This is a genomic window from Nocardioides carbamazepini, assembly GCF_024614185.1.
In the GTDB taxonomy this organism is placed as follows: domain Bacteria; phylum Actinomycetota; class Actinomycetes; order Propionibacteriales; family Nocardioidaceae; genus Nocardioides; species Nocardioides carbamazepini.
On the sequence record NZ_JAHTLF010000018.1, the window covers coordinates 414,814 to 439,695 of the forward strand.

Here is a 24,882-nt window from a genome sequence, read left to right on the forward strand (position 1 = left end):
GTTCGCGACGAACGGCGAGCATCACGAGCGTCGATCACACGTACCTGGTGGGCATCGAGCTGAAGGCGCCGATCTCCCTACGTCGATCACCCCGATCGACGAAGATGTCACCGTCCTTCATGACCAGCGCAATCTTGCTGGGCCCGGCCAGGAGGGAGATATCCACCGATGGATCGCCGGCCACCGCGATGACGTCCGCGCGCTTGCCGACCTCGACACTTCCGATCTGATCACCCAGACCCACCACTTCCGCCGCGTTGACGGTTGCGGTTCGAATGGCCTCGAGCGGAGTCATGCCGAGATCCACGTAGACCTGCAGCTCCCCGCCGTTCTCCCCCATCTCGGGGGACATGACGGTATCCGTTCCCATGGCGATCTTGACTCCTGCCCGATGGGCCCGATCGAAGGTCTGGAAACAGTCCTTCTGAATGTTGCGGAAGTTCTGGATCACCGCAGCATCAGCGCCGAGCTTCTCCCAGCGGTCGAGCGAACGGTCGGTTCGGTGGATCAAGGTCGGCACCAGCGGGACACCCCTGCTGACCATCATCTCGATCGCCTCGTCATCGGTCCACACCGAATGCTCCAAGGAGTCGACACCGGCTGCGAGGGCCCGCTTCTGCGATTCCGCGGTCCACGCGTGACAGGCGACACTCCGTCGGTCGTAGTGGGCTTCCTCGACCACCGCACGCAACTCGCCTTCCGACATGTTGTCGACCGCGGAATGCTGCGACGGAGTGCCGCCGCCACCCGAGGTGCACGTCTTGATGTGGTCGACTCCATCCCTCAGGTGCGAACGGACCAGCTTGCGCATCTCGTCAGGGCCGTCTGCGGTGACGCCGGGCTGCCGGATCGATGCTGTGGGAATGACCACGTCGATGTGCGAGTTCGTGCATGCCGCCAAGCCTCCGACGAGAAGGCGCGGTCCGGGAACGATGCGCCGCTCGATCGCTTCACGCACGGCGACCAGCTCACGCGTGAAGTGGCCGCCCGTCGGTGTGATCCAACCTTGATCGCGGATCGTGGTCACTCCCGCCGCGAGACACCGCTGAGCGCTGAAGAGCGCGGACATCTGCTGCAACTGAGGAGTGACCTCGAACATCGCATGGCGGTAGTCCTCGAACAGGAGACTGTTGAACGCCCCCGTGTGCACGTGGCAGTCGATCAGCCCCGGCATCAGGGTGCAGTCGTCCAGTTCGATGACCTCTGCACCAGGAGGCGGCGCCGGGTAGCTCCCCTCACTGACATCGACGATCCGATTCCCTTGGATCGTCACCTGGACGTTTCCGGAGATCAGTGAATCGACACCCGTGAGCAGCCGAGGCGCTCGCAGTACGGTGACGGCATTTCGTTGCAATGACATGGTGAAGCCCTTCATTGGATTCGATCGATGGCGTGCTGAGGGCGCGCTGAAGAGAGCGCTCGACCGAGAGCGGGGCGAGCGGGGGCAGCAGGTGAGTCGGTCGTCGTCTCCGGTCAGGCGTCAGGACGACGACGTGGAGAGCTCGGCAGGGACGGCCTTCGCATGCTGGATCTCGCGGATCAGTCCCAGGACGTGGGACCGGCGCTCCATGAAGGCCGGAAGCTCGCGAGTCGAGATCTGGTCGCGAACCGCGCCGAGGTCGTTCTCGATGATCTCGCGGACCGTGGCCGGCTCCTTGGACAGCACGACCACGCGATCGGAGAGATAGATCGCTTCATCGATGTCGTGGGTGATCAAGACCACCGACATCTGCCGTTCCTGCTGCAGGCGCCTCGTCAGATCCTCGAGATCGAGTCGTGTCTGTGCGTCAACCGAAGCGAACGGCTCATCCATGAACAGGACTTCGGGCTGTGTGACCAGCGCCCTCGCAATGGCAACTCGTTGCTGCATCCCGCCCGAGAGCTGCCACGGATGCTGGCGTTCAGTGCCGGACAGCCCCACGCTTTCAAGGACCTCACCGACACGGGCCTTCACGCTGGCTCGTGGCACCTTCCTGCCCCGCAGCGGAAGCGCCACGTTGTCCGCCACGGTCATCCATGGCATCAAGGACCGCGAGTACTCCTGGAAGACGACCGAGACCACGGGGCTTGGCTCCGTCAGCACCTCGCCGTCCAGGATGATGCGTCCGGAGCTGAGCGGCATCAGCCCGCTGAGACAGCGAAGCAACGTGGTCTTGCCCGCGCCCGAGGGACCCACGATGCTCAGGAACTCACTCGCGTGCACGGTCAGGTCTATTCCTGCCAGGACCTCTTTGGACGCATTCCTGGAGTAGTAGGTCTTGCTTCCTGCCTCCATGACCAGACGGGGCTGTCGGAGGTCGTTCATAGTGGCTCCATTGAGTGTCATAGTTCAGCGGGATCCGGAGACGGCACGCATGGCGAGGTGCCAATGGATGATCCGGTTCCGGACCGCCAGGAAGAGCAGGTTGAGGACGAATCCCATGAGGGAGAGCAGCACGATCCCGGCCCAGAGAGTGGGGGAGTCGAAGCTCGCCTGGGCTCGCATCATGAGATAGCCGATCCCGCTGCTGGCGCCCACCATCTCGCTGGCGATCAGCAGGAAGAAGCCGACCTGCAGTCCCGTCTGGGCACCGCCCATGATCGAGGGAGCTGCGCCGGGCAGGACGATATTCCAGATCGTCCGTCGCCTGCTCAGTCGAATCGCTCGGGCCACGTCCAGCAGCGCGCGATCGGTCTTTCGCACCCCGTCGATCGTGGTGATCAGGAGGGGGAAGCCGGCGCCGAGCGCGATGATGAGGACCTTGCTGACGTCCCCGATCCCCAGCACGAGGATGAGCGGCGGAATGAAGATGATGGCGGGGACGCTTCGAGCGAAGTCGATGAGCGGCGCCAACAGATCATGAAGCCAGACGACCATACCCAGCAGCAAGCCGACCGGAACACCCACCGCGATCGCGACAAGGTAGCCGAACGCGAGATTCCGCATGCTCGGCCACACGTCCGACCCCACCCGTTCGAACAGCCACAGCTCGGAGAACCTGCTCGAGATGCTCGCCATCGACGGGTAGTACGGATCCAGACCGCTCCGGGTGGCAAACGCATAGATGACAAGGACGACGATCGGGATCAGCGATCCGAGGAGGACCCGGCCCAGGCGGCTCATGAGGCAGCCGCCTCGGCCGTCGGGCCGTAGTCGCGCGTGAGCCGGCCCTCGATGCGAGAGAAGGCCTGGCTGATGGCCAGCCCGAGAATCCCCGCGTAGACCGCCAACGCGAAGACCAGGGCGCTGTCGCCCGCCTGCTGGGCGAACAGGATGGACCGGCCGAGACCCGGAGCACCGGTCAGGATCCCGGTCGCGATCGCCATCAGGAGTGCATAGCTGGCGGCGATGCGAATTCCGGTCGCGATGTGGGGGAGGGCACTCAGCAGGACGATCCGCGTCTGGATGAGCAACGGGGGCAGCACCATGGCTCGAGCTGCGTCCAGGGTGACGTTGTCGACACCCCGGACCCCCACCAGGGTCTGCACCAGGGCCGGCCACATTGCCGTGACGACGGCCATCAGGATCGCGAGGTTCGAGGTGGGCCCCATCACGAGAAGAGCAACCGGGAGCAGCGCCACGGGCGGAACCGGTCGCAAGAACTGCACGAGAGGATCCAAAGCGGTGCTGAAGATCTTCGAGTAGCCCATCAGAAGACCCACACCGATCCCCAAGAGGGAGGCGATCAGCAGCGCCGCCAACGTGACGACCAAGGTTGTCGCCAGCGCCGACCAGAGCTCGGGATCGCCCGCCTGCTTGACCGCTCGCTCGAAGGTCCCCGAAGCGGTCGGAAGTCCTGGTGTCTGCGCCAAAGGACCACCGACGGTCAAATACTGCCAGAGGACGAGCGAAAGTACGACCCCCGCGACTCCCAATATGGATTTTCGCATCGCTCTACTCATCTTCGAATCCTAGCATTCCACGGGCCGTTCGATTCTCGTTTGTCCGACGGTTTCGACGCGCGCGGACGACTTCGCTGATTGAAGGTGCGGCGGGCTCTCTAATCCTCGAAGATCTGGGGAATAGCGAACTTCTCTACATCCACCTTCTTCTGGATGAAGCCGAGGTCCACCATGATGTCGACGGTGCGCTCGATATCAGCGCGCTCGGCGGCCTGCGCGAAGTAGGGCGGTACGGCCGTTGCCAACGATGCAACCGGCACACCCACCGCCTTGGCGGTCGCCGCACGCACTTCATCCGGATTGCTGTTGCTGTATTCGGCCGCCCGACGGAGCGCACAATTCATCCGCAAGACCGTGTCTGTATTCTCCGACACGTAGCTGTTCGAGGCGACGACAACGGAAGCGACGCCATGCTGGAAGGTCTCCTCCGACGGCCAGCTGATCACGTGGCCTCCGGCGGCGAGCGCCTGACCAAGAAATGGCTCGGCGGTATAGATCGCGTCGACCTTGCCCGCCTTGAATGCGTTCAGCCCGTCCGGCAGAGCCATCACGGTGAATTCGACGTCCTCGGCGTCAACTCCCGCCTCTTTCAGGACCCACCTGGTGGTCAGCTCCGACTGTCCCCGAACATCGGCCAACGCGACCGTCTTTCCGTCAAGTCCGGCGAGGTCCGCGATTCCCTCCGAGGCCACCAGGGCGGTGATACCTGTCGCTTCCGGGTCCGCCATCAACTCTTCGTACTCGCCCGGCGCGAGACCGCCGAGCGGTGCGACAATCGAGATCGGCACCGACTTCTCGACGGCCTGGACGACCGACGTGGTCGTGCTGAACGCAAATTCGGCTGCGCCGCCCTGCACGGCCGCAAGAGCCTTGTCCAACCCGCCCGCCGGTTGAATATCCACGTCGAGGCCATAGTCGTCGAAGAAACCCTGCTCCTTGGCCACGTGAATGGCACCGTTGCTGACGAGGGGAAGAGCTTGGATGGCAACCGATGTCGTTTTGGCCTGAGCCGACGGATTGGCGCAGTCGAAATCGGAATCTGCGATGCGCGGGCCTTCGTTCGAAGCCCCCGAACATCCAGCGAGCAGGCATGCCGAGGCAGCGGCAAGAGCGATATAGAGGGCGGACGAGCCTCTGGACATTGACGTTCTCCTTGAGAGACTGGCTGAGGTACCGGAGGGCACGAGCTCCTCGACGGCCGGGCGCCGTGACGTCAATGATGGGCGGTAGCATCGAGACGCGATACGTGGATCGTGGGGAAGATGTCGGGAGGGGGCTTGTGGATATCACACAAGGTGCGCAGGAGCTGCTGACCCAGGACCTCCAGATCGCGGAGCGCCTGACCGACGCGGCGTGGGAGCGGCTCGGCGGCGCGGAGCTCGGCATCCTCGACCGCACCGAGGTGGCCAGCGCCATCGCCGCATGCACCCGGTCCCTGCTGCTCGCGGTCGCCGAGGACCGGCGGCCGAACGAGTCCGAGCTGGAGCCCGTACGCCGCATCGCTGAGCGACGAGCCGTCCAGGGCGTGCCGATCGAGACCATGATCAGTTCCTGGCGCAACGCCGAGCGGACCATGCTCTCCCGGCTGCTGATCAGCCCCACGCCGCCGACCACCGTCGACATCCAAGAGGTCGTCCGACGCGTCGGGGTCGTGGTCGACGCGATGCTCGGCGCCGCCACCACCGCCTATCGCGGCGTCGCCGGTGAGCTGCACCCGCCGTTCAGCCACGTCAGCGTCGATCTCGTCTCTCGCCTCGCCGGGGCCCAGGCCCTCGATCCTGCCCACCTGGATCGGCTGGCGAGCACGGCGGGCGTCCGCGTGCACCAGCCGCACCGGGTGATCGCTCTGTCCGTCGGCCCGCAGGACGGGCCGCAGGTCGGCCGCGCCCGGCAGGCGCTCGTCGGTCGTCTCCGGTCCCACGTCGACGGTCCGATCCTGCTGGGTGGCCATCAGGGCTGCACGATCCTCGTCGTGGCTGACGTCGACCGGATCGACGAGGTCCTCGAGCGCGCGCTGGGGGACGCCGGAGTCCCCGCCAGCGCCGCCGTCGGGCTGGGCACGCGTCGGGCGCGGTTCAACGAGGCCGCAGGGTCCCTGCGCGAGGCGGTCGCCGCCCTCGAGGTGGGCCGTCGGCTCGGCGAGCGGCTCACCCGGTTCGAGCAGGTCGTCCCCGAGGTGCTCATCGTCGAGAACCGCAGCATGGCGGCCCAGATGTCCGCCTCGGTCCTGGGGCCGATCGACAAGGGGGACCTCCTGGAGACGCTGCGCACCTTCCTGCGCTGCGGACTCTCGACCCGTGCAACGGCGGGCGAGCTGCAGGTCCACGAGAACACGGTGACCTACCGGATCCGCCGCATCTGCGAACTGCTGGGCGTCGCGAGCTCCGCGGAGCTCGCGCGCGTGGACATCCTGATGGCCCTGCGCGCCCGCCAGCTCTACGACGACCTCGACGTGCTCCGGGCCTGACCGTGGACCGATGGCGACCGTCCGGGGAAGACTCCCGCAGTTGACTGAACGCGTACCACCCGATCTCCAACGCCTCGCTCGCGCGATGCTCAAGGAGTTCGACGACCTGATGGCCCGCATCGTCGACGAGGTCTGGACCTCGGTGCCCGCCTACGCCGAGCTCGTCTTCAAGCAGGGCGAGCTCCGGGAGCGGATCCGGGAGAACGTCCACACCGTCATCGTCTGCCTGCTCGAGGGCCGTGAACCCACGCCCGCGGAGCTGGCCCGCGCCTCGCTGACCGGGGAGCGGCGGGCGCTCCAGGGGGTCTCGCCGTCGTCGGTGATCCAGTCCTTCCGTACGGCGGAGCGGGCACTCAACGACGAGTACTTCGACTGGTGCTCCCGCATGCAGGTCCAGCAGGCCAACATCAGGAGGGGACGGGCCACCCTCATCTCCAGCCTCGACCAGCTCGAGCACGCCATGCTCACCTCGCACCTGGAGATCCAGCGCCAGATCGAGGAAGGTCAGCGGCTGAGCGAGCCGGCCCTCTTCCGAAGCCTCGCCGCGGGTGGCGACGTCGACCGGGCGGACGTGGAGCGGCTGGCCGTCACGATGGGCATCGACGATCCCGAGCACGCGAGCTTCGTGACCGTCGCGCTCGGCACCTCCGCGCCCGCCGACCGGGCCGCCATGGAGCAGCACCGGCACCACGTGGTCGGGCGGTTGCGCAGCCTCCTCGCCGTACCGGTCCTGTCCGGCACGGTGCGGTCCGGCTCGGACGGCTGGCTGGCCGTGCTGGCCATGCCCTGGGAGGCGGAGCTGGACCTCCTGGCGCAGCGGGTCGCGACCGCGCTCAAGCAGGACGCCGCCCCGGACCTGCGGGCATCGGTGGGCGAGCCGTTCTCCGGTCTCTCCGGCCTCGGTACGTCGTGCCGCCAGGCGGTCGTCACCCTCGAGTCGCGCAGCGGCCGGGAGACATCGGCCCCGGTGCTCCTCTTCCGCGACTCACTGCTCGAGGTGCTGGTCCATCGCGACGGCGTGATGGCCCGCCAGCTCGTCCAGCGGTACCTCACCCGGCTGCAGGGCAGCGAGCTGCTGCTCACGCTGACGACCCACCTCGACCACAACCTGTCGGTGCGCGCGACCGCCGAGGCCCTGCACGTCCACAAGAACACCGTGGTCTATCGACTGCGACGGATCGAGGAGCTGACCGGTCTCACCCTGCGCAACACCCGCGACCTGGCGATCCTCGTCCTGGCGATCGAGGCCGACCAGACCGCCAAGGCGGCGGGCGTCGCGCACCGGGATGCGCTGGCCAAGCCCGAGCCGCGTACCTGAGCCTGGACCGTCAGCGGGCGAGCAGGCCCGCCTCCCGGGCCGCGGCGACGAGCGAGTCGACCAGCAGCTCGGGAGCCGCGGTGCCGTCGTCGATCACGACCAGCGAGTCGACTCCGGCGTCGCGCATGGCGAGCAGGCCGCGGGCGGCGTCCTCGACGGTGCCCGAGATGGTCACCGCGCCGACGCAGTCGTCGTCGACCAGGTCGGCGGCCGGCTGACCGGACCGCAGCCGGCGCTGCAGCTCCGCGGCGAGCTCCTGGTCGATCCCGGCGTGCTCCGTGATCGCCGAGGCGCCGTGCATGCCGAGATAGCGGGCGGTGTGCGCCCGCAGCTGCTCGCGCGCCTCGGCCGTGGTCGGGGCGATCGCGAACGACGCGTACGCCGTGATCTCGCGCGGCCGGTAGGTCTCCCGGACCCAGCGCGCGTACCCGGCCGAGGAGAGTACGGAGAGCATCAGACCGTCGGCGCTCTCGGCGCCGGAGGCCAGTGCCCGCGGGCCCTTCACACCCCACACGATCGGGACGTCCCGGGCCGGGGCGGCGTCCAGCGCGCAGTCGATCTCGTTGCCGAGCAGGGTCTGCCGCAGGCGCTCGCCGCGCAGCAGGGTCCGCAACGCCGCGGCGTACTCGGCGAGCACACCGATCGGCCGCTCGAACTCGATTCCCAGCTGCTCCTGCATCCAGCGCGCGTTGGAGGCGCCGAGTCCCAGCACGCTGCGGCCGCCGGCCACCTCGTCCAGCGCGTGCGCCTCCATCGCCATCAGCGCGACGTGACGGGTCCAGGGGTTCACCACCCCGAGGCCGACACGGACCGTCTCGGTCACGGCCGCGATGGCCCCGGCGACGGCGAACGCGCCGCGCTCGAGGTAGTCCTCGCTGACCCAGACCTCGTGCAACCCGGCCGCCTCGGCGCGCTGGGCGAGCCGCACCGCGTCGGCCGCCGTACGACGCCCCGAGGGGGCGACTCCGAGCCTCATCAGCGCGCCAGCTCCCCGAGCGCCGCGTCCAGTGCGGCGAGGCTCGGCTCGATGACCGGGACGGCCGGGAGGGCCGCGGCCGTCGTCGGGATGTCCTTGAGGCCGGTCGAGGTGCCGAGCAGGACCACCCGGTCGGCGGCGCTGACGACCCCACGCTCGATCAGGGAGGGCAGCGCGCCGACGGTCGTGGCCGAGGACGCCTCGAGGAAGAGCCCGTCGCTGCTGGCCAGCCGGCGCTGCGCGGCCAGGGTGGTCGCGTCGTCCACCGTCGCCGCCGCGCCGCCGGTGCGCACCAGCGCGTCCCAGCCCTGCCAGGTCGCCGTCGGCGTCGCGATGGAGAACGACACCGACGACCCCGCCGGCACCGTCGCGCCGGCCCGGTAGCCCTGCTCCAGTGCCGCGCCGTAGGGCCCGAACGGCTCGGTGGCGACCAGGCGCGGCACGGACGTGCTGAGCCCCAGGTCCACCAGGTCCTGGAAGCCACGGGCCAGGCCGGCCAGCGCGTCGCCGTACGCCACGGGCATGACGACCACGTCGGGTACGTCGCCGAGCTGGGCGTGCAGCTCGTAGGCGATGGTCTTGTAGCCCTCGCAGCCGAACGGGTTGGAGCCGGACGGCGGGCCGACGAAGCCCGACATCGGCACCCAGCCGCGCTCCTCCACCGCCTGCCGCATGATCACCCACCGGTCCGTCGGGTTCTCGACGGCGACGGTCTCGGCGCCATAGGCCTGCATCATCGTCTTCATCGCCAGCGGCACGGAGGCCAGGGTGAGCACGACACAGCGGATGCCGGCCCGGGCGGCGTAGGCAGCGACCGCGGCGCCGTGGTTGCCCGTGCTGGAGACCACCACGGTGTCGCGTCCCTGCTGGACCGCCTTGGTCACGGCCACCGCGGCCAGCCGGTCCTTGTAGGACCAGGTGGGGTTGCGCGACTCGTCCTTGACGTAGAGGTGGTCGAGACCGAGGTCGCCGGCCAGGTTCGTCACCTCGACCAGCGGGGTGTCGCCCTCGCCGAGGCTGACCACCGGGCCGTCGCCGAGCGGCAGCAGCGGCCGGTAGCGGAACATGCCGGGGTCGTCGGTGGTCTCCAGACCGCGCAGCCGGCTCAGGTCGTGCGCCGGCACGGCGTACACGTGGCCGCCGTCCACCTCCGCGGGGAGGTAGGCGTCGGCCTCGCTGACGGTGGCACCCGTGAGGGGGTGGATCAGGTGCCCGAGATAGCTGCTCATACCGGCACGACCTGCAGCTCCCGGCGCCGGTCGCTCAGCAACCGGACGCCGTCGTCGGTGATCACCAGCGCGTCCTCCACCATCATCCCGCCCCAGCCGAGCTCGTAGTAGGGCGTCTCGAAGCAGAACGTCATGCCCGCCTGCAACGCGACGTCGTGCGACGGCGCCACGATCGGGGGCTCGTAGACCTCGAGGCCGATGCCGTGACCGACGTGCTGGCGCCGGTAGGGCCGCGGCCCGCCGGTGGACTCGACCACCTCGAGGGCGTGCTCGAACAGCGCCTTGGCGCTGACCCCGGGGCGGGCCATGGCGAACAGGGCGTCCTCGCCGGCCAGGATCGCGTCGTAGAACCGGGCCTGCCGGTCGCTCGGCTCACCGACGACCGCCGTCCTGCCCAGGTCGGCCCAGTAGCCCTCCCGCATGCCGCCGACGTCGAACCGGAGCAAGTCCCCCGGCTCCAGCCTCCGATGGGTGGGCGACGCGTCGCTCAGCGCCGAGCGAGGTCCGGAGGTGACCACGACGAAGCGCGGCTCGAGGTCGTCGGCGACGAGCTCGCCGTTGACCACGCGGGCGATCTCGGCCTCGGAGACGCCGACGCCGGCCGCGTCGATGCCGGCGAGGATGGCGGACTCGACCACGCGTGCGGAGCGCTCGAGCAGCTCGACCTCGCCGGGCAGCTTCACCCCGCGCACCTGGGAGAACCAGGTGCTGGCGGCGAGGAGCTCGACACCGGGGAGCAGCTCCTCCAGCTGCCGGCGCAGCGGCTCGGGGCAGGCCCGCTCGTCGATCCCGAGGCGACCCGAGGCGACGCCCGCGGCACGCACGGCGGCCGCGATCGCGGTCGCGTAGTCCGCATGCTGCTCGACCAGCTGCGTCGGCCGCGCCGTACCGCCCTCGGACTCGTAGAAGAACCGTCCGTACGCGGAGTAGTCGTCCTCGACCAGGCCCGCGTCGAAGCCGGGGGCACTGTCGGAGACCGGTCCGGCGACCTTGAGCGCATCGGCGCTCAGCACCGCCGCCAGCGGCGAGATCCCGTGCACGACCGCCGACACGCTCCGGTAGCCGGTGGCGTAGTCGAAGTTGGCGGCGCTGAGTGCGAGCACCGCGTCGACGCCCGCGCCGGGCAGCTGCTGACGCAGCCGGTCGCGCCGAGCGGCGACGAGGGAGGGGTCGATGGCGCGAGCGCTCATCGAAGCTCTCCGGAGCCGGCCTCACGCCGGTACGGGTGGATCACGTTCTCCGAGAACCACGCCATGCTGTCCAGGGTCTCCTCGACCGTGTTGCAGGCGAAGAGGAGCGCAGAGAGCGTCGTGACGCCCGCCTCGGCGTACGCGTGGACCTGCTCGATCATCTGCTGGGCGTTGCCGATCAGGTTGCGCCGCACGAAGTCGGAGGTGTCCTGGTCCTTCAGGGTGCTCTTCGACAGCGACTGCATGTGGGCATAGAGCTGCGAGCCCTCGAAGCGGGTGATCGCGTCCTTGGTGTCCTTGCCGGGCGAGACCGACAGCTGCGGCGCGACGTCGAAGTCGGCGGGCAGCTCACGGCCGTGGCTCTCGGCGATCCGGCGGATCTCGGCGATGCCCTCGGCGACCTCGGCCGGCGTCAGGACCGCGGGGATCCAGCCCTGGCACCAGCGGGCGGCCCGCTCGCGGGAGCCGTCGGAGTTGCCGCCGGAGAGGATCGGCAGCACGTCCTGGCGGGGACGCGGGAAGCTCTCCACGTCGCGGAAGTTGACGAACTCGCCCTCGAAGGTGGCGCTGCGGTCGCGGAAGATGACCTCCAGCGCCTGGAGGTACTCGTCGGCCTGACGACCACGGTGCAGCTTGGCACCGGGCCAGATGGCTTCGGCCTCCTCGCGGTAGGCGCCGATGCCCACGCCCATCTTGAACCGGCCGCCGGAGAGCTGGTCGAGGGTGGCCGCCTGCTTGGCCAGCACGGCCGGGTTGCGGAACGAGAGCACGGTGATCGCGGTGCACAGGTGCAGCGTGGTCGTCTCGGCGGCGACGTACGCGAGGTAGAGGTAGGGGTCGTAGTAGCGCGGCGGCTCCGGGAACTCCTCGCGCACGTACCGCTGCGTCGTGACGTGGTCGTTGCCCCAGACACCGTCGAAGCCGAGCCGCTCGGCCTCCACCGCGAGCTGGACGGCCTGCTCGGGGCTCGCGTAGGGAACGGGGTACATCAGGCCTTCGGTTCCGGTGGGAACGCCGAGTCCGAAACGCATCACGGTGCTGTCTCCTCATCATGGGGAAGGGGGGTGGGGCTGATCGCATGCGCGGCACGTCGGCGCCGCGCGGGGTCGAGACTGGGGACGGCGGCGAGGAGCCGCCGGGTGTAGTCGTGCTGGGGCGCGCGCAACACCTCACGACCACCCCGCTCGACGATCCGGCCCTGCTGCATGACGATCACGTCGTGCGCGATGGCCTGGGCCACGTCGATGTCGTGGGTGATGAAGACGTAGCTGAGGTCGCGCTCGGCCTGCAGCTCGCGCAGCAGGGTCACGATCCGCCCACGGATGGACTGGTCGAGTCCGCTGGTGGGCTCGTCGAGTACGACGAGGTCGGGCTCGGGTGCCAGCGCGCGGGCGATCGCGACGCGCTGCTGCTGGCCGCCGGAGAGCTCCGTGGGCCGGCGGTGCCGCAGCTCGCGCGGGAGGTGGACGGCGTCGAGCAGCTCGTCGACGCGGGCGGACGCCTCGCTCTTGCTGAGACCGAGCAGCAGCCGCAGCGGCTCGGTCAGCGTGGTCTCCACCTTGTACTTGGCGTTGAGCGACTGCAGCGGGCTCTGGAAGACCGTCTGCACCCGGCGCCGCAGCGGTCCGCGGAAGGCACGCCGGTCGATCGTCGTACCGTCGATGACGACGCTCCCCGAGGTCGCCGTCTCGAGGCCGGTGACGATCGCGCCGAGCGTCGACTTGCCGGAGCCCGACTCGCCGACGACGGCCAGGGTGCGGCCCTTCTCGAGGCTGGCGCTCACGCCGTCCAGGGCGGCGAGGACGCCCGAGCCGGTGCGGTACTCCTTGCGGAGCTCGGTGATCTCAAGCACGGCCGTCCACCTCCAGCTCGCGGGCGGAGTCGAGGAGGTAGCGGGTGTACTCGTGCTGCGGGTTGTGCAGCAGGTCCATCGCCGGCCCGTGCTCGACGAGGTTGCCCTGATGGAGCACGTTGACCCGGTCGCAGGTCTCGGCGACCACGCCCAGGTCGTGGGTCACCAGGAGCACACCGCACTGGATCTGCTCGGTGAGCTCGACCATCAGGTCGAGGATCTGCGACTGCACGGTGACGTCGAGCGCGGTGGTCGGCTCGTCGGCCAGCAGCAGCCGGGGCCGGCAGGCGAGCGCCATCGCGATCATGATCCGCTGGCACATGCCGCCGGAGAGCTGGTGCGGGTACTTCCGCGCCGCCTCCGCGGGCTGGGCGATCCGCACCTGCTCGAGGAGCTCGACGGCCTGGACCCGGGCGTCGCGACGGCTGACCCCCTGGTGCAGCGCGACCATCCGGGCCACCTGCTCGCCGACCCGCATCAGCGGGTTGAGCGAGTCGCGGGGGTTCTGGAAGATCATCGCGAAGTGACAGGCGACCGAGCGGCGCTCGACATCGGTGACGTCCTCTCCGTCGACGAGGATCCGGCCCGACGTCTGGTGCACGCCCCGCGGCAGGATGCCCATCACGGCGTACGACGTCATCGACTTGCCGGAGCCGGACTCGCCCACCAGTCCGACGATCTCGCCGGGCGCGATGTCGAAGGAGACGTCCTCCAGGATCTGCGTGCCCGCGGCCGTGGCGATGCCGAGGTTCTCGACCACCAGGCGGCTCATGCTCGATCACCGCCGAGGTCGTCGCCGATGAAGTGCAGGGCCATCACCGTGATCGCGATGAGCAGGCCGGGGAAGAACGCGGTCCACCACTGGCCGGTCAGCATGTTCGCCGCGCCCTCGGAGACCATCACTCCCCACTCCGCGGTCGGCGGGTGGATGCCGACGCCGAGGTAGGCGAGACCCGAGACGTTGAGGATGGAGTAGCCGCAGACCAGGGTGAGCTGCACCGCGGCGGGGCGGATGGAGTTGGGCAGCAGGTGCCGGAAGGCGACCCGCGGCCAGCGCGCGCCGGAGACCCGGGCGGCCGCCACGTAGTCGAGCTCGCGCTCGCTCAGCACCTTGGCCCGGACCAGTCGCACGAACGGGGCGACCTGGGCGATGGCGAGTGCGATCGCCAGCTTGGGCAGCGACTCGCCGATCGAGACCAGCAGGATCATCGCCAGCACGAAGCCGGGGAAGGCCATCAGGATGTCGACGCAGCGCATGATCACGTCATCGACGAGGCCGCCGAGGTAGCCGGCGATGACGCCGATCGCGGAGCCGATGATCATGGCGAGCACGGCCACGCTGACGCCGATCGCGAGGTCCAGCCAGATCGCGTTGACGCAGCGGGCGAAGATGTCTCGCCCGAAGCTGTCGGTGCCGAACCAGTGTGAGCCGGACGGTGCGAGGAAGGGCTCCGCGACCCGGGCGCTCGGGTCGTCCACGAGGAACGGCCCGACCAGCCCGAGCACGAGCAGGATGCCGACGATGGTCAGGCCGACGAGGAGGAAGGGGCGGCGCAGCAGGGTGCCGGGCCAGGCACGGGTGCCGGCGGTGGCGCCGGCGTCGATGGTGCTCATGAGTTGCTCCCTCCCAGACGGACGCGGGGGTCGATGACGCCGTAGACGAGGTCGACCACGAGGTTGAGCAGGATGTAGATGGTGCCGATGATCAGCGCGTAGCCCTGCAGCAGGCCGAGGTCGTTGCTGCCGAGGGCGTCGTACGCGACGCGGCCCATGCCGGGCCAGTTGAAGAGCCGCTCGACGATGATGTTGCCGCCGAGCAGGAAGCCGAAGACCAGTCCGATGGCGGTCAGCACCTGGAGCATCGCGTTGCGCAGCTGGTCGCGCAGCAGCACCTCCCGCCCGGGTACGCCGTACGCGCGGGCGGTGCGGACGAAGCCGGAGTCGGCGGTGTGGAGCACGGCGGAGCGGACCATCTTGAACACCGCGGCGGAGGCGCCGAGGCCCAGGGTGAGCGCCGGGAGCGCGAGGTACTGGATCGACTGCCAGGCCAGGCCGAAGTCGCCGGCCAGCAGGCTGTCGAACACGTAGGTCCCGGTGACCTCGGGTGGCGGCAGCGTGCCGATGGCCAGCCGGCCGACCGGTCCGGGGAAGAGGTGCCAGGTCGAGTAGAAGCCGAAGATCAGCAGCAGGCCGAGCCAGATGGGGGCCATCGACGAGCCGAGCACGGCGAACAGGCGGCCCGAGACGTCACCGACCCGTCCGGGCCGGGCGGCCGCGAGCAGGCCCCAGGGGAAGCCGATCAGGAGCGCGATGACGAGGCCGGCGAACGCGAGCTCGATGGTGGCGGGAAGCCGGTCGAACAGCTCGTCGCTGACCGGGCGCCCGGTCGAGACCGCCGGGCCGAGGTCTCCCTTGAGCAGGCCGGTCGTGTAGTCGAGGAGCTGCTTGGGCAGCGAGTCGTCGAGACGGAGCTGGGCCCGCAGGGCGTCGATGTCGGCCTGGCTGGCCTCGGGCCCGAGCCGCGCCGCGGCCGCGTCGCCCGGCAGGATGCGGACCACGATGAAGGTGACGAGCACCAGTCCCGCCACGGTGACGGCGGAGATCGCCAGTCGCCGCAAGACGTAGCGGAGCATCACTCCACCTCCTTGGTCGAGTCGGTCGATCGGGGGGCGATCGGGGGCGATCCGGGGGCGATCCGGGGGCGATCCGGGGGCGATCGAGGGTTGATCGACGCCATCCGGGCGGGGTGGTCGCCGACCACCCCGCCCGGGGCCGTTTGCTGGTCAGTCCTTGGTCAGGTACTGCAGGCGAAGCTGCTCGGTGTTGTCCTTGGTGAGCCCGTGCACGCCGTCGCGCACGACGTACGTCCACTTCGGGTTCCAGAGCGGCACCAGCGGCATCTCGTCGACGAGGAGCTCCTGCGCCTGGGCGGACACGGCATCCCGGTCGGCCTGGTCCTGGCTGCGGAAGCCCTGCTGCAGCAGCTCGTCCAGCGCCGGGTTGGCGTAGTTGTTGAAGTTGGTGCCCGCGCCGCTGCCGGCCAGGGAGGCCATCTGGTAGAACGGGTCGGCGCCCCAGGCGAGGAAGTTGTTGAGGTACATCTCCAGGTCACGGGCGTTGGTGCGCTGGGTGAACTCGGCGTCGGGCAGCGGCTTGATCTGCACGTCGATCCCGATCTCCTTCAGCGCCGACTGGATGTAGACCGCGGCCCGCGCCTCGACGGTGGAGGACTGCTTGAACGACAGGGTCGTGCTGAGGTCGCTGACCCCGGCCTCGCTGAGCAGCTGCTTGGCGGCGGCCAGGTCGGTCTTGAACGCCTCCGTCACGCTGTCGGCGTGCGTCTCCATGTTGCTCGAGACGATGCCGGACGACGCGTCGCCGTACCCGTAGAGGACCTCGTCGACGAAGGTCTGGTACGGCATCGCGAGGGCGATCGCCTGGCGGACCCGCTTGTCGTCGAACGGCGCCTTGGTCGTGTTGAGGCCGAGGTACTCGAGGCGGTTGGACGCCTCGGACACCACGGACAGCCCGTCGGTCTTCGCCAGCTCCGCCACCTGGTCCAGCGGCAGGCCGCCGGCGAGGTCGATCTCGCCGTTGCGCAGCAGCAGCGCGCGCTGGGCGGGGTCGGAGACGAACTGGATGGTCACGCCGCCGTTGGCGATGCGGTCCTGGTCGTAGTACTCGGTGTTCGGAGCGAGCTGAATGCTCGTCGTCTTGTCGTAGGCCGCGACCTTGTAGGGGCCCGACGAGTTGCTGTTCTCCCGGAACCAGGCAGCCGCCCACGGGTCGTCCGGCGTCGCGTGCTCCTCGCCCGTCGCCTTGGAGTAGACGCCGAACGGCTGCATCGCAAGCATCTTGTCGAGCAGCGGCGTACCGAACTCGGCGGTGACCTGCACGGTCCGCGCGTCGGGTGCGGTGAAGCTGTCCGCCGTCAGGCCGACCATCGGGTAGAGCACCTTGGTGTAGGCCGCGGACATCTCGAGTCCGCGCTGGTAGGACCAGACCACGTCGTCCGCCGTCAGCGGCGTGCCGTCGGCGAACTTCAGCCCGTCGCGCAGCGTGATCGTCAGCGTCTTGCCGTCCGCGGAGTACTCGTGCTTCTCCGACAGCGCATTGGTGAACTCACCGCCGCCGATCCGCGCCGGCCCGCTCTCGCTGTACGTCTGCTCGATGACCTGCTCCACCACGGAGCCCGAGGTCACCATCGACGCCGGCGTCCGCCACTGCTGCGGGTCGATGACGTCGACCGAGCTGTCCAGGCTGATCACCAACGGCTTCTTGCCGGACGACTCGCTGTTGGAGTCGGAGCCGCAGGCAGACAGAACGAGGGCACCGGCGACCGTCAGGGCCGTCACCGACACCATCAGCCGCGATCGACGGGAGTGCGCTTTCACCACAGGCCTCCTAGATGGAAGGGGTCTGCGCCCGCAGTGGGGGGCGAGCGCGGCGCCACTCTGCCAAGCCGGTCGTGGTGGGGACCACGGCCGGGGTGCCAAAGATCTGGACCGTTCCTTTGTGACCGGTCACAAGGCTGGGCTCGTCCAGGCGTGGGGGGCGGGTCAGGGACATGTTTCGTAACCTGGCCGTCACCCTCCCGGGGCTCACGTCCTCGCCATCATCCGGCGGTGACGACCCACAGCACCTCGGCACAGCAGACTGCCACCACAGCGGCTGCGCAGACGGTGATGCGCCCCAGCGCGGTGCGGGAACCCGTCAACCCACGCCGCTCCCGACCGCTGGCGAGGGCGACCAGGGCGAGGCCACCCAGCACCACGACGGCGGCGACAGTGAGACCGCCGCCCACCAGGAGGTGTCGGCCTACGACCAGGGCGGCCGCCGCGATGGCGAGCCGGGTGCGGGTCCAGGAGAGCCGGGTTCGTTCGGGCTGCAACCCGGCGTCGGGGTGCATCTACAACAGCGCCGTGAGCGCGACGACGAGCGCGAGCCCCGACACACCGAGCAGGATCGTGACCGGAGCTCGGTGCCGGGGCAGGGGCTCGCCGAGCCTGATCGCACGCTCCGTGCGGACCCAGCTCCACCAACCGTGCACACACACAGCCGCGGCGAGCAGTGCCAGTGCGGCGGCGACCGCGCCCCGGAACGCGGGATGGTCACCGAACTCCAACGCGTCGGCGGCCACCGCTAGCGCCAGACAGCCGAGAGCAGTGCGGATCCACGCCAAGAAGGTGCGCTCGTTCGCCAACGTGAATCGCACGTCGGGTTCCTCGGTGCCCTCGTACACCCAGGTGCTGAATCTGCCTGTCAGACGCTGGAGCGATGGCGCCGCCATCACCGAGGACGAGCGGTGGTGACGGAGAACCCGGCGATCAGTTCGGGGATCTCCCGGTAGAACCGGTACTGCATCTCATACGGGCCGGCGGCGGACAGTGCTGCGTACGCCGACAACCAGGTGCGTACCTCGTGCGCCGAATGACCCCCCTGAGCGGTGATGTCGTCGGGAGACCAGCTGTCGATGGCAGCGGTCTCCCCTCGCTCGAGGTGATCGAGGAACCGGTTGTCCCACGCGGCATTGAGCGGCTGCATCGCCGTGGCGGTGCCGTCGGCGAACTCCCTGCCCACCTGCGCCAGCCACTCGCCCCGGGCCCGCTCACCCTCGGCTGGGCGCGCACCGCCGGCGATCATCCGCTCCCGGACCGCGTCCGCGGCGGCGCCGAGCTGGGGTGCCGGCGGATCGTGCGAGAGCCCGCCCGAGCCCAGCAGGAGGACCCGCTTGTCGAGACGGCTCGCCCAGCGTCCCACCGCCTCACCGAGCAGCCTGACCCGGCTCATCGGCGTGAAGGGCGGGGCAACGGAGTTGATGAAGAAGGGAATGACCGGGCGGGCCGCGATCCCGCCCCACAGCACCTCCAGGGGCTGCACCGCGCCGTGGTCAACCTCCATGCGCAGCGACGTCGAGAGGTCGATTCCATCGTCGAGCACCGACTGCGCCAGGTCCCTTGCCAGGTCGGCCGGCACGTCCAGATCCCCGGACGTCGAGCCGAAGTCGCCCACTGAGGAGGCCGCCAAGCCGATCGCGAAGGGCGGCATCAGCTTGTAGAAGAACCCGTTGTAGTGGTCCGGCGCGAACAGCACCACCAGGTCCGGGTCGACGTCCTCGACGAACGCTCTGGCACGCGCGAAGGACTCGTGCACTGCCTCCTCGACACCCTCAGGCAAGGAGGCGAACTCCAGCAGCGGACTGTGCGACATGCAGCAAAGAGCGACGGACACGGTCAGCCCACCTTCTTGTCGGTCCTGGCGGCCGACGCCGCTCGGATCTCGGACAGCACTCTGCCGCGCAGAGCGGCGTACTCGGGGAGCGCCTTGGTGGCGATCTGATCGCGTATCGGCCCCAGCGGCACATCGAGACAATCAGCGACCTGGGCCGGCTTCCCTGCCAGCACGACGATGCGGTCAGACAGGTAGACGGCTTCATCGATGTCGTGGGTGACGAGCAGCACCGTCATGCCGAACTCGCGACGCAGGCGCAGCACGAGATCCTCAAGGTCGAAGCGGGTCTGGGCGTCGACCGAGGCGAACGGCTCGTCCATCACGAGGACTTCAGGTTGATAGGCGAGCGCCCGGGCTATCGCCACCCGCTGCTGCATGCCGCCGGACAGCTGCCACGGGTACTTCTCGCTGTCCCCAGCCAGACCAACCGCGTCCAGAGCGGCCGCGGTCCGGCTCCGCACCTCGGTCCGAGCGACCTTGGCCGACCTCAGGGGCAGCGCCACGTTCCGCTCGATGGACATCCACGGCAGGAGGCTGCGGCTGTAGTCCTGAAGCACGAGGGCCAGTTGTCGAGGAGGCTCGGTGACCCGTTCACCGTCGAGACGCACCTCCCCGGCGGTGGGCTGCATCAGCCCGCTCAGCACCCGCAGCAAGGTGGTCTTGCCGATCCCCGACGGCCCGACCAGGGAGACGAACTCGCCGCGGGCGATCGTGAAGGAGATGTCACCCAGCACCGGATGCGCACCGGCCGCGGAGGAGTAGGAGAAGGCAACGTGATCCGCTGCCATCACCGTGTCGAGGCTGGGGCGCGTCGCCCCGGCGACGGCGTCGCCCTTGATGCTGGTCATTGAGGCCACCTGTGGGTTGTCGGGGTCGGGAGGGAGGCGTTCTTCATCGGGTCAGCCCGCGGCGTGCATCGCCCGACGCGCGAAGTGCCAACGCAGCACGAAACGCTCGAGCACGGTGAAGAGCAGGGTGATGAGATAGCCGAGCATCCCGATCAGCAAGGCGCCCGCCCACATGTCGACGAGTGCGTAGCTCTGTTGCGACTGGAGCACGAAGAATCCGAGTCCACTCGATGCCACCAGCATCTCCCCAACGATCATCAGTACCAAGCCGATGGCCAAGGAGGTGCGGATGCCGGCGAAGATCTGCGGTGCCGCGGCGGGCAGAAGCACCCGGAAGAGCAGGGTGCCACGACCGAACCGGTAGGAACGAGCCATGTCGCGAAGGCCCGGGTCGACAGCGCGCACCCCGTCCTGAGCTCCGAGCAAGATCGGCCACACCGCCCCCGCCAGGATGAAGGACACCCTCATCCCGTCTCCGATGCCCGCGACGGCGATGAACGCGGGCAGCAACGCCAGCTTCGGCAGGGCCCAGCCAAAGCCGAGAACCGGGGACACGATCTCCCGGACCCGTCTCAGCGAGCCGAGCACGACACCCAGCGGGATTCCGACAGCGCACGAGAGCACGATGGCCAGCCCGAAGTTCCGCAGGCTCGGCCATACGTCCGTCGGCACTCGATCGAACAGCCAGAGCTCTTGGAATCGCGCCCAGATCTCCGATAGCGGAGGAAAGTAGAACGACGTGCTACCGCTCGAGAGGACCCACCACAGCGCCAGCACCACCACCGCGAACCACAGTTCGCGGGCGACGGTCAGGGCCAAGCGAGGCAATCGGCCGAAGGCTCGCCATGTCAGGACGTGACCGGGCGCTGCGAGGGGTGCCACGACAAGACCTTCCTCTCGATGACGGTGAACACGGTGTTGACCAGCAGGCCGATCACTCCCGCGACGACCACGAGGGCATACATGCCGGCCAGGTCGTTGCTGGTCTGGGCGTCGAAGATGGCGCGGCCCAGCCCCGGTGCCGAGGTCACCATTTCCGAACCGATGGTCAGCAACAGACCCAGGACGGCCGACACCCGCGCGCCGGTCAGTAGGTAGGGCAAGACGGTCGGCATCAGCACGGACGCGAAGAACCGGGGACCACGGATCCGGTACGCACGTGCTGTGTGGACCAGCGTTCCCTCGAGATCGTGCACGCCGTACATGGACTGGATGAGGATGGGCCACACCCCTCCGAGTACGACGAGGAAGATCTTCATCTCCTGCGACGGACCGAAGAAGAGAAGAACGAAGGGGATCAACACCACCGGCGGTGTCGCGCGTACGAACTCCAGAACCAGCCGGACCGAACGGTAGACGCCGTCCCGCCAGCCGAGCAGGGCGCCGAGGGGCACCCCGACCAGGACGCAGACCGCCAGCCCGACCAACCAACTGGTCAGCGAATCCCCGACGGCCGTCCACAAGGCCGCGGTGAAGACGACGTCACCCAGCGCGCCGGCGATTCCACTCAGCCTCACGGCGCCCGAGGCGGGCAAGACACCGGTGCGCACGAGCAGGTCCCAGGACGCGAGCAGAAGCACGACGAGCGCGAGCTGCGGGGCGAGGTTGCTGCACCTCCCTGCCCCTGCGGTTCGGGTGCGTACGCCCCGCAGAGCCTGGACGGTCACGGACATCATTCAGTCCACACCAGGTCGTCCACTGACGGCGTGCCACGTGCCCAGCCGAACTTCTCGACATCGCCGACCGTTGCGCTGAGTGAGCCTTCGTCGAACTCGGTAGCGAAAGTGGTGTCGGGAAGCGCAGCCTTGGCCTGGTCATCGATCTTCATCTGCTCGGCGACGATGTCGTTGACCTCATCAGGGTTCTGAGTCGCGTACTCGTTCGCCCTATTGATGATCTCGATGAACCGTCGTGCGGCGTCCGGGCTCTCGCTCAGGAATTTGGCGTTCGAGAACCACGCCGCGAACAGTCCGCCAGGCGACGTGTCCAGTTCGGGGTAGGAGATGACCTTGTAGCCCTGAGCCTCCGCTTGCGCGACGAACGGCTCAGTGATGATCATCCCGGCGACATCCCCCTTCGCCAGCGCGCTGAAGCCGGTCGGGTAATCCATCTGCACCATCTTGACGCCGTCAGGGTCACCTCCGTCCTCTTCCACGGCATTGCGCAGCAGTTGCTCAGGTGCGGCCTTGAGACCGATGACGGCGACGTTCTCGCCCTCGAGGTCGGCAGCACTGTCCGCGTCACTGTCGCCGGGGACGATGATGGCCACGGCGGCCGTCTCCTGACTGCTCCCGTAGAGGCTTGCGGGTGCGACCATCTTGACGGGGAGGCCCTGCGAGGCCGCGACCACAATGGGCACGATGGCCGCGACGGCGAACTGGGCATCGCCGGAAGCGATCAGCGGCATCTGGGCGCCGGCGTTGGGCAGGGTCTTGACCTCCACCGAGAGGCCTGCTTCCTCGAACCAACCCTTCTGGATCGCGAGAAAGACGGGGGCGCTGAAGGACGCCGGCTGCACGGTCACGCTGATCTCTTCGACGCCCTCCGCGCCCGGCTCGTCGCTGGCACCACCGCAAGCGGCCAGCGTGGTCACGAGTGCGGCGCCGGCGGCGGCCGCGAGCGCCCGACGGATGCGCTCACCCTGCATGAACTTGATCGTCACTGCGACTCCTCAGGGTCAGTGGTGTGACTTCAACAACAGTCCAGCATGGATCATGCTACATGTAAACTGTCCTGACAAGGGGGTCGTGCCGGCGGCATGACCCCGGGCGCTCCTCACCGCCACGGGACCACCGTGGGTCCGGTCCCGGACCCCACCGGCGGCCGCAGGCGGCCCCCTCCGACGGCGAGCAGCCCAGGGCGCGCGGCCTTTCAGTTGCGGTCGCGCCTGACGCCACCGGCGACGTTGCGGATGCCGCGAACGCCCAGGCCGAGCTCGACGGGAAGCACGATTCCAGTGACGGCGCGGGACTTCTCACGGTCGGCGAGGTAGATGAACGCCTCGACGTAGTCGGCGACCTCGGGCACGAACCCGAGCGGGACCCGGGCAGCGAAGGCGGCCCCATCCCAGACCTCGTCGAATCGTTGCTCCCCCTGCCCCAGTCCGGGCGGCCCGCTCAGAGCGGTGGCCATCCCGGCGGGTGCCACGGCGTTCACCCGCACCTGGGGAGCCAGTTCGTACGCCAGCTGGCGCACGATGCCCACGCCGGCGTGCTTGGAGGCGACGTACAGCGGTCCCCCACCGCCCGGATAGAGCGCAGCGTTGGAGAGGGTGAGCACCATCGCGCCCCCGGACTCCGCCAGCGCCGGGGCGAGGGCGTGCGCGGCGACGAGGTAGCCCTTCACGTTGACGGCGAAGAGCTGGTCGAAACCGGCGTCGAGCTCCTCGGGAGTCATGTCGAGCAGGGCACGGGAGTAGTCCCATACCGCCGCGTTCGCGATCAATGCGTCGATCGACCCGAATCTGGCCGACATCTCGGACACCAAGCGGTCATAGGCGGAATGATCGGCAGCATCGCCACTCTCGAAGGCGAGCACACCTCGACGCTCGAGTCGCGCCAGATCATCGGGGAGCTCGGGTCGCCGGTCGAGAACGCCGACCGACCAGCCCTCGCGGACGAATCGGTGGACCAACGCGGCACCCAGGCCGGACGCGCCTCCCGTGATGAGGACGCTGCTCATGGGGTGCTCACCAATTGCTTCAACGGCACGTCATTTCCTTCGAGACCCTCGGCCGGCGCGCGCAGCACGCCGCCGATCAGCCGCCTGGCGTCACGCACCGTCCGGTGCGCGTCCAACGCCGTGACACCCACCAGACGGGACCCCGCCAACGAGAACTCGACCAGGGAACCGTCGTCGCCGCGACGCAGCCGGCGCTCCGTGCCCCCCTGAGGGTCGCCCACCACGTCGAGCCGGTGGGTGAACTGGTCGGACCAGGCCCACGCAGCAGGTGGCGCCACCGGGTCGAGCCCGACGACGGAACGGGCGACGGCCGCGCCCTGCGCCTGCGCGGAAGCAAAGTGCTCGTGCCTCACCAACCTGTCGCCGATGCGGCGGGTGGCGACGTCACCCGCGGCGAACAAGCCGGGCACGGAAGTACGCATCCGGTCGTCGACAAGGACCCCTCGCTGCGTCTCGGCGCCCAGCTGATCCGCCAGTCCGGTCATTGGCTCCACACCGATACCGATGACGATCAGGTCCGTCTCGATCACGTTCCCGTCAGAGAGACTGACGATCAGCCCGTCGCTCCCCGCCTGGCATCCGGTCACCGTCACCCCGGTCCGAAACGTGACACCATGCTGGGCGAAGGTTCGGAGCAGGGCCCCGCGCACCTCGTGGGAGGGCAGCGACGGGAAGGGCACATGCTGGGCTTCGATCACCTCGACCTCCACCCCCTGCGACGACGCCGAGGCAGCGCACTCTGCACCGATCAGCCCCGAGCCCAGCACCAGCGCGCGATCCGCCGCGCGTAGCTGGGTGCGGAGTGCCTGAGCGTCGGCCCAGGTCCGCAGCACGTGGATCCGCGGATCCGCCGGCAGGACGTCGAGACGTCGCGCCCGCCCTCCGGTCGCGAGCACCACGGTGTCGGCCGAGAGCCTCGCGCCATCGGCCAAGGCGAGACGGAACCGACTGCCGTCGGTCTCGAGCGACGTGACCGCCGCCCCCAGTCGCAGCTCGATGTTCGTGCTGACGTAGGTGTCGGGGGTCAACAGCCAGAGGGGTTGCGGATCATCGGCGCTCGTGAGGACGTCCTTGGACAGAGGCGGACGCTCGTAGGGCGCGGTCTGCTCGGCGCCGATCAGCACCACCGGTCCTTCGTGCCCCTCTGCGCGCAAGGCATAGGCCGCCGCAGCACCGGCGGTGCTGGCACCGACGATGGCCACGCTGGC

The 24,882-nt window shown here is 69.0% G+C and carries 25 protein-coding genes; 2 read left to right on the plus strand and 23 right to left on the minus strand.

The annotated features are described in order from the left end of the window. Nucleotides 1-34: 34 nt before the first annotated feature. The 5 genes from KVF89_RS20725 to KVF89_RS20745 form a co-directional block, all read right to left on the minus strand. A complete protein-coding gene (locus KVF89_RS20725) occupies nt 35-1,375 on the minus strand; it encodes an amidohydrolase family protein (RefSeq protein WP_257428251.1) in 1,341 nt (446 codons plus the stop codon). Nucleotides 1,376-1,480: 105 nt separating this feature from the next. Then, nucleotides 1,481-2,305: an ABC transporter ATP-binding protein gene (locus tag KVF89_RS20730; protein ID WP_257428253.1), complete on the minus strand. Its 825-nt coding sequence runs from the start codon at nt 2,303-2,305 to the stop codon at nt 1,481-1,483. A 24-nt stretch (nt 2,306-2,329) separates the two neighbouring features. Next, on the minus strand, nt 2,330-3,103 hold the full coding sequence (locus KVF89_RS20735) for an ABC transporter permease (RefSeq protein ID WP_257428254.1): 774 nt from the start codon (nt 3,101-3,103) through the stop codon (nt 2,330-2,332). After that, nucleotides 3,100-3,882: an ABC transporter permease gene (locus tag KVF89_RS20740; protein ID WP_257428256.1), complete on the minus strand. Its 783-nt coding sequence runs from the start codon at nt 3,880-3,882 to the stop codon at nt 3,100-3,102. The genes KVF89_RS20735 and KVF89_RS20740 overlap by 4 nt, the downstream gene beginning before the upstream one ends. A gap of 98 nt (nt 3,883-3,980) precedes the next feature. Beyond that, nucleotides 3,981-5,024 (minus strand): ABC transporter substrate-binding protein, encoded by a 1,044-nt coding sequence (locus KVF89_RS20745; RefSeq protein ID WP_257428257.1) that lies wholly within the window; start codon nt 5,022-5,024, stop codon nt 3,981-3,983. A gap of 137 nt (nt 5,025-5,161) precedes the next feature. Here KVF89_RS20745 and KVF89_RS20750 point away from each other — a divergent pair, with 137 nt between their 5' ends. Both KVF89_RS20750 and KVF89_RS20755 read left to right on the plus strand, forming a co-directional pair. After that, nucleotides 5,162-6,349, plus strand: coding sequence for a PucR family transcriptional regulator (locus KVF89_RS20750; protein WP_257428259.1), 1,188 nt, complete (start codon nt 5,162-5,164; stop codon nt 6,347-6,349). A 40-nt stretch (nt 6,350-6,389) separates the two neighbouring features. Next, nucleotides 6,390-7,667: a PucR family transcriptional regulator gene (locus KVF89_RS20755; RefSeq protein ID WP_257428261.1), complete on the plus strand. Its 1,278-nt coding sequence runs from the start codon at nt 6,390-6,392 to the stop codon at nt 7,665-7,667. A 10-nt stretch (nt 7,668-7,677) separates the two neighbouring features. On the opposite strand, the gene KVF89_RS20760 is transcribed toward KVF89_RS20755, so the two are convergent. The 18 genes from KVF89_RS20760 to KVF89_RS20845 form a co-directional block, all read right to left on the minus strand. Next, nucleotides 7,678-8,643, minus strand: coding sequence for an LLM class flavin-dependent oxidoreductase (locus KVF89_RS20760; protein ID WP_257428263.1), 966 nt, complete (start codon nt 8,641-8,643; stop codon nt 7,678-7,680). Further along, complete coding sequence (locus tag KVF89_RS20765; RefSeq protein ID WP_257428264.1) at nt 8,643-9,872, minus strand: threonine synthase; 1,230 nt, start codon at nt 9,870-9,872, stop codon at nt 8,643-8,645. The genes KVF89_RS20760 and KVF89_RS20765 overlap by 1 nt, the downstream gene beginning before the upstream one ends. Continuing rightward, on the minus strand, nt 9,869-11,062 hold the full coding sequence (locus tag KVF89_RS20770; RefSeq protein ID WP_257428265.1) for a M24 family metallopeptidase: 1,194 nt from the start codon (nt 11,060-11,062) through the stop codon (nt 9,869-9,871). Before KVF89_RS20770 ends, KVF89_RS20765 begins: the two co-directional genes overlap by 4 nt. Then, nucleotides 11,059-12,093, minus strand: coding sequence for an LLM class flavin-dependent oxidoreductase (locus tag KVF89_RS20775; protein WP_257429163.1), 1,035 nt, complete (start codon nt 12,091-12,093; stop codon nt 11,059-11,061). Before KVF89_RS20775 ends, KVF89_RS20770 begins: the two co-directional genes overlap by 4 nt. After that, nucleotides 12,093-12,914 carry an ABC transporter ATP-binding protein gene (locus tag KVF89_RS20780; RefSeq protein WP_257428266.1) on the minus strand — a complete coding sequence of 274 codons (822 nt, stop codon included), beginning with the start codon at nt 12,912-12,914 and terminating at the stop codon, nt 12,093-12,095. The genes KVF89_RS20775 and KVF89_RS20780 overlap by 1 nt, the downstream gene beginning before the upstream one ends. Beyond that, nucleotides 12,907-13,686, minus strand: coding sequence for an ABC transporter ATP-binding protein (locus tag KVF89_RS20785; RefSeq protein WP_257428267.1), 780 nt, complete (start codon nt 13,684-13,686; stop codon nt 12,907-12,909). The genes KVF89_RS20780 and KVF89_RS20785 overlap by 8 nt, the downstream gene beginning before the upstream one ends. Then, nucleotides 13,683-14,528 (minus strand): ABC transporter permease, encoded by an 846-nt coding sequence (locus tag KVF89_RS20790; RefSeq protein ID WP_257428268.1) that lies wholly within the window; start codon nt 14,526-14,528, stop codon nt 13,683-13,685. Before KVF89_RS20790 ends, KVF89_RS20785 begins: the two co-directional genes overlap by 4 nt. Continuing rightward, nucleotides 14,525-15,547, minus strand: coding sequence for an ABC transporter permease (locus KVF89_RS20795; RefSeq protein WP_257428270.1), 1,023 nt, complete (start codon nt 15,545-15,547; stop codon nt 14,525-14,527). The genes KVF89_RS20790 and KVF89_RS20795 overlap by 4 nt, the downstream gene beginning before the upstream one ends. Nucleotides 15,548-15,697: 150 nt before the next feature. Then, entirely contained in the window at nt 15,698-17,308 is a 1,611-nt protein-coding gene (locus KVF89_RS20800) for an ABC transporter substrate-binding protein (protein WP_257428272.1), read from the minus strand. A gap of 221 nt (nt 17,309-17,529) precedes the next feature. Beyond that, entirely contained in the window at nt 17,530-17,823 is a 294-nt protein-coding gene (locus tag KVF89_RS20805; protein ID WP_257428275.1) for a DUF202 domain-containing protein, read from the minus strand. Further along, a complete protein-coding gene (locus KVF89_RS20810; protein WP_257428276.1) occupies nt 17,824-18,129 on the minus strand; it encodes a YidH family protein in 306 nt (101 codons plus the stop codon). It lies immediately after the preceding gene. A gap of 74 nt (nt 18,130-18,203) precedes the next feature. Continuing rightward, complete coding sequence (locus KVF89_RS20815) at nt 18,204-19,145, minus strand: 3-carboxyethylcatechol 2,3-dioxygenase (protein WP_257428279.1); 942 nt, start codon at nt 19,143-19,145, stop codon at nt 18,204-18,206. Between the two features lie 2 nt (nt 19,146-19,147). Continuing rightward, nucleotides 19,148-19,993, minus strand: a complete 846-nt coding sequence (locus KVF89_RS20820) for an ABC transporter ATP-binding protein (RefSeq protein ID WP_257428281.1) — start codon at nt 19,991-19,993, stop codon at nt 19,148-19,150. A gap of 51 nt (nt 19,994-20,044) precedes the next feature. Beyond that, nucleotides 20,045-20,812 carry an ABC transporter permease gene (locus tag KVF89_RS20825; RefSeq protein WP_257428283.1) on the minus strand — a complete coding sequence of 256 codons (768 nt, stop codon included), beginning with the start codon at nt 20,810-20,812 and terminating at the stop codon, nt 20,045-20,047. Between the two features lie 29 nt (nt 20,813-20,841). Then, a complete protein-coding gene (locus KVF89_RS20830; protein ID WP_257428285.1) occupies nt 20,842-21,660 on the minus strand; it encodes an ABC transporter permease in 819 nt (272 codons plus the stop codon). Nucleotides 21,661-21,665: 5 nt separating this feature from the next. Then, nucleotides 21,666-22,655, minus strand: a complete 990-nt coding sequence (locus tag KVF89_RS20835; protein WP_257428287.1) for an ABC transporter substrate-binding protein — start codon at nt 22,653-22,655, stop codon at nt 21,666-21,668. Between the two features lie 209 nt (nt 22,656-22,864). Further along, nucleotides 22,865-23,674: an SDR family NAD(P)-dependent oxidoreductase gene (locus KVF89_RS20840; RefSeq protein WP_257428288.1), complete on the minus strand. Its 810-nt coding sequence runs from the start codon at nt 23,672-23,674 to the stop codon at nt 22,865-22,867. Beyond that, entirely contained in the window at nt 23,671-24,876 is a 1,206-nt protein-coding gene (locus KVF89_RS20845) for an NAD(P)/FAD-dependent oxidoreductase (protein WP_257428290.1), read from the minus strand. The genes KVF89_RS20840 and KVF89_RS20845 overlap by 4 nt, the downstream gene beginning before the upstream one ends. Nucleotides 24,877-24,882 lie beyond the last annotated feature (6 nt).

Bases quoted from the DNA above. Each gene is read 5' to 3' on its own strand.
- KVF89_RS20820 (WP_257428281.1), bottom strand. From the start codon at position 19,993: ATGACCAGCATCAAGGGCGACGCCGTCGCCGGGGCGACGCGCCCCAGC.
- KVF89_RS20775 (WP_257429163.1), bottom strand. From the start codon at position 12,093: ATGCGTTTCGGACTCGGCGTTCCCACCGGAACCGAAGGCCTGATGTAC.
- KVF89_RS20840 (WP_257428288.1), bottom strand. From the start codon at position 23,674: ATGAGCAGCGTCCTCATCACGGGAGGCGCGTCCGGCCTGGGTGCCGCG.
- KVF89_RS20735 (WP_257428254.1), bottom strand. From the start codon at position 3,103: ATGAGCCGCCTGGGCCGGGTCCTCCTCGGATCGCTGATCCCGATCGTC.
- KVF89_RS20805 (WP_257428275.1), bottom strand. From the start codon at position 17,823: ATGCACCCCGACGCCGGGTTGCAGCCCGAACGAACCCGGCTCTCCTGG.
- KVF89_RS20740 (WP_257428256.1), bottom strand. From the start codon at position 3,882: ATGAGTAGAGCGATGCGAAAATCCATATTGGGAGTCGCGGGGGTCGTA.
- KVF89_RS20770 (WP_257428265.1), bottom strand. From the start codon at position 11,062: ATGAGCGCTCGCGCCATCGACCCCTCCCTCGTCGCCGCTCGGCGCGAC.
- KVF89_RS20795 (WP_257428270.1), bottom strand. From the start codon at position 15,547: ATGCTCCGCTACGTCTTGCGGCGACTGGCGATCTCCGCCGTCACCGTG.
- KVF89_RS20785 (WP_257428267.1), bottom strand. From the start codon at position 13,686: ATGAGCCGCCTGGTGGTCGAGAACCTCGGCATCGCCACGGCCGCGGGC.
- KVF89_RS20760 (WP_257428263.1), bottom strand. From the start codon at position 8,643: ATGAGGCTCGGAGTCGCCCCCTCGGGGCGTCGTACGGCGGCCGACGCG.
- KVF89_RS20730 (WP_257428253.1), bottom strand. From the start codon at position 2,305: ATGAACGACCTCCGACAGCCCCGTCTGGTCATGGAGGCAGGAAGCAAG.
- KVF89_RS20725 (WP_257428251.1), bottom strand. From the start codon at position 1,375: ATGAAGGGCTTCACCATGTCATTGCAACGAAATGCCGTCACCGTACTG.
- KVF89_RS20765 (WP_257428264.1), bottom strand. From the start codon at position 9,872: ATGAGCAGCTATCTCGGGCACCTGATCCACCCCCTCACGGGTGCCACC.
- KVF89_RS20745 (WP_257428257.1), bottom strand. From the start codon at position 5,024: ATGTCCAGAGGCTCGTCCGCCCTCTATATCGCTCTTGCCGCTGCCTCG.
- KVF89_RS20790 (WP_257428268.1), bottom strand. From the start codon at position 14,528: ATGAGCACCATCGACGCCGGCGCCACCGCCGGCACCCGTGCCTGGCCC.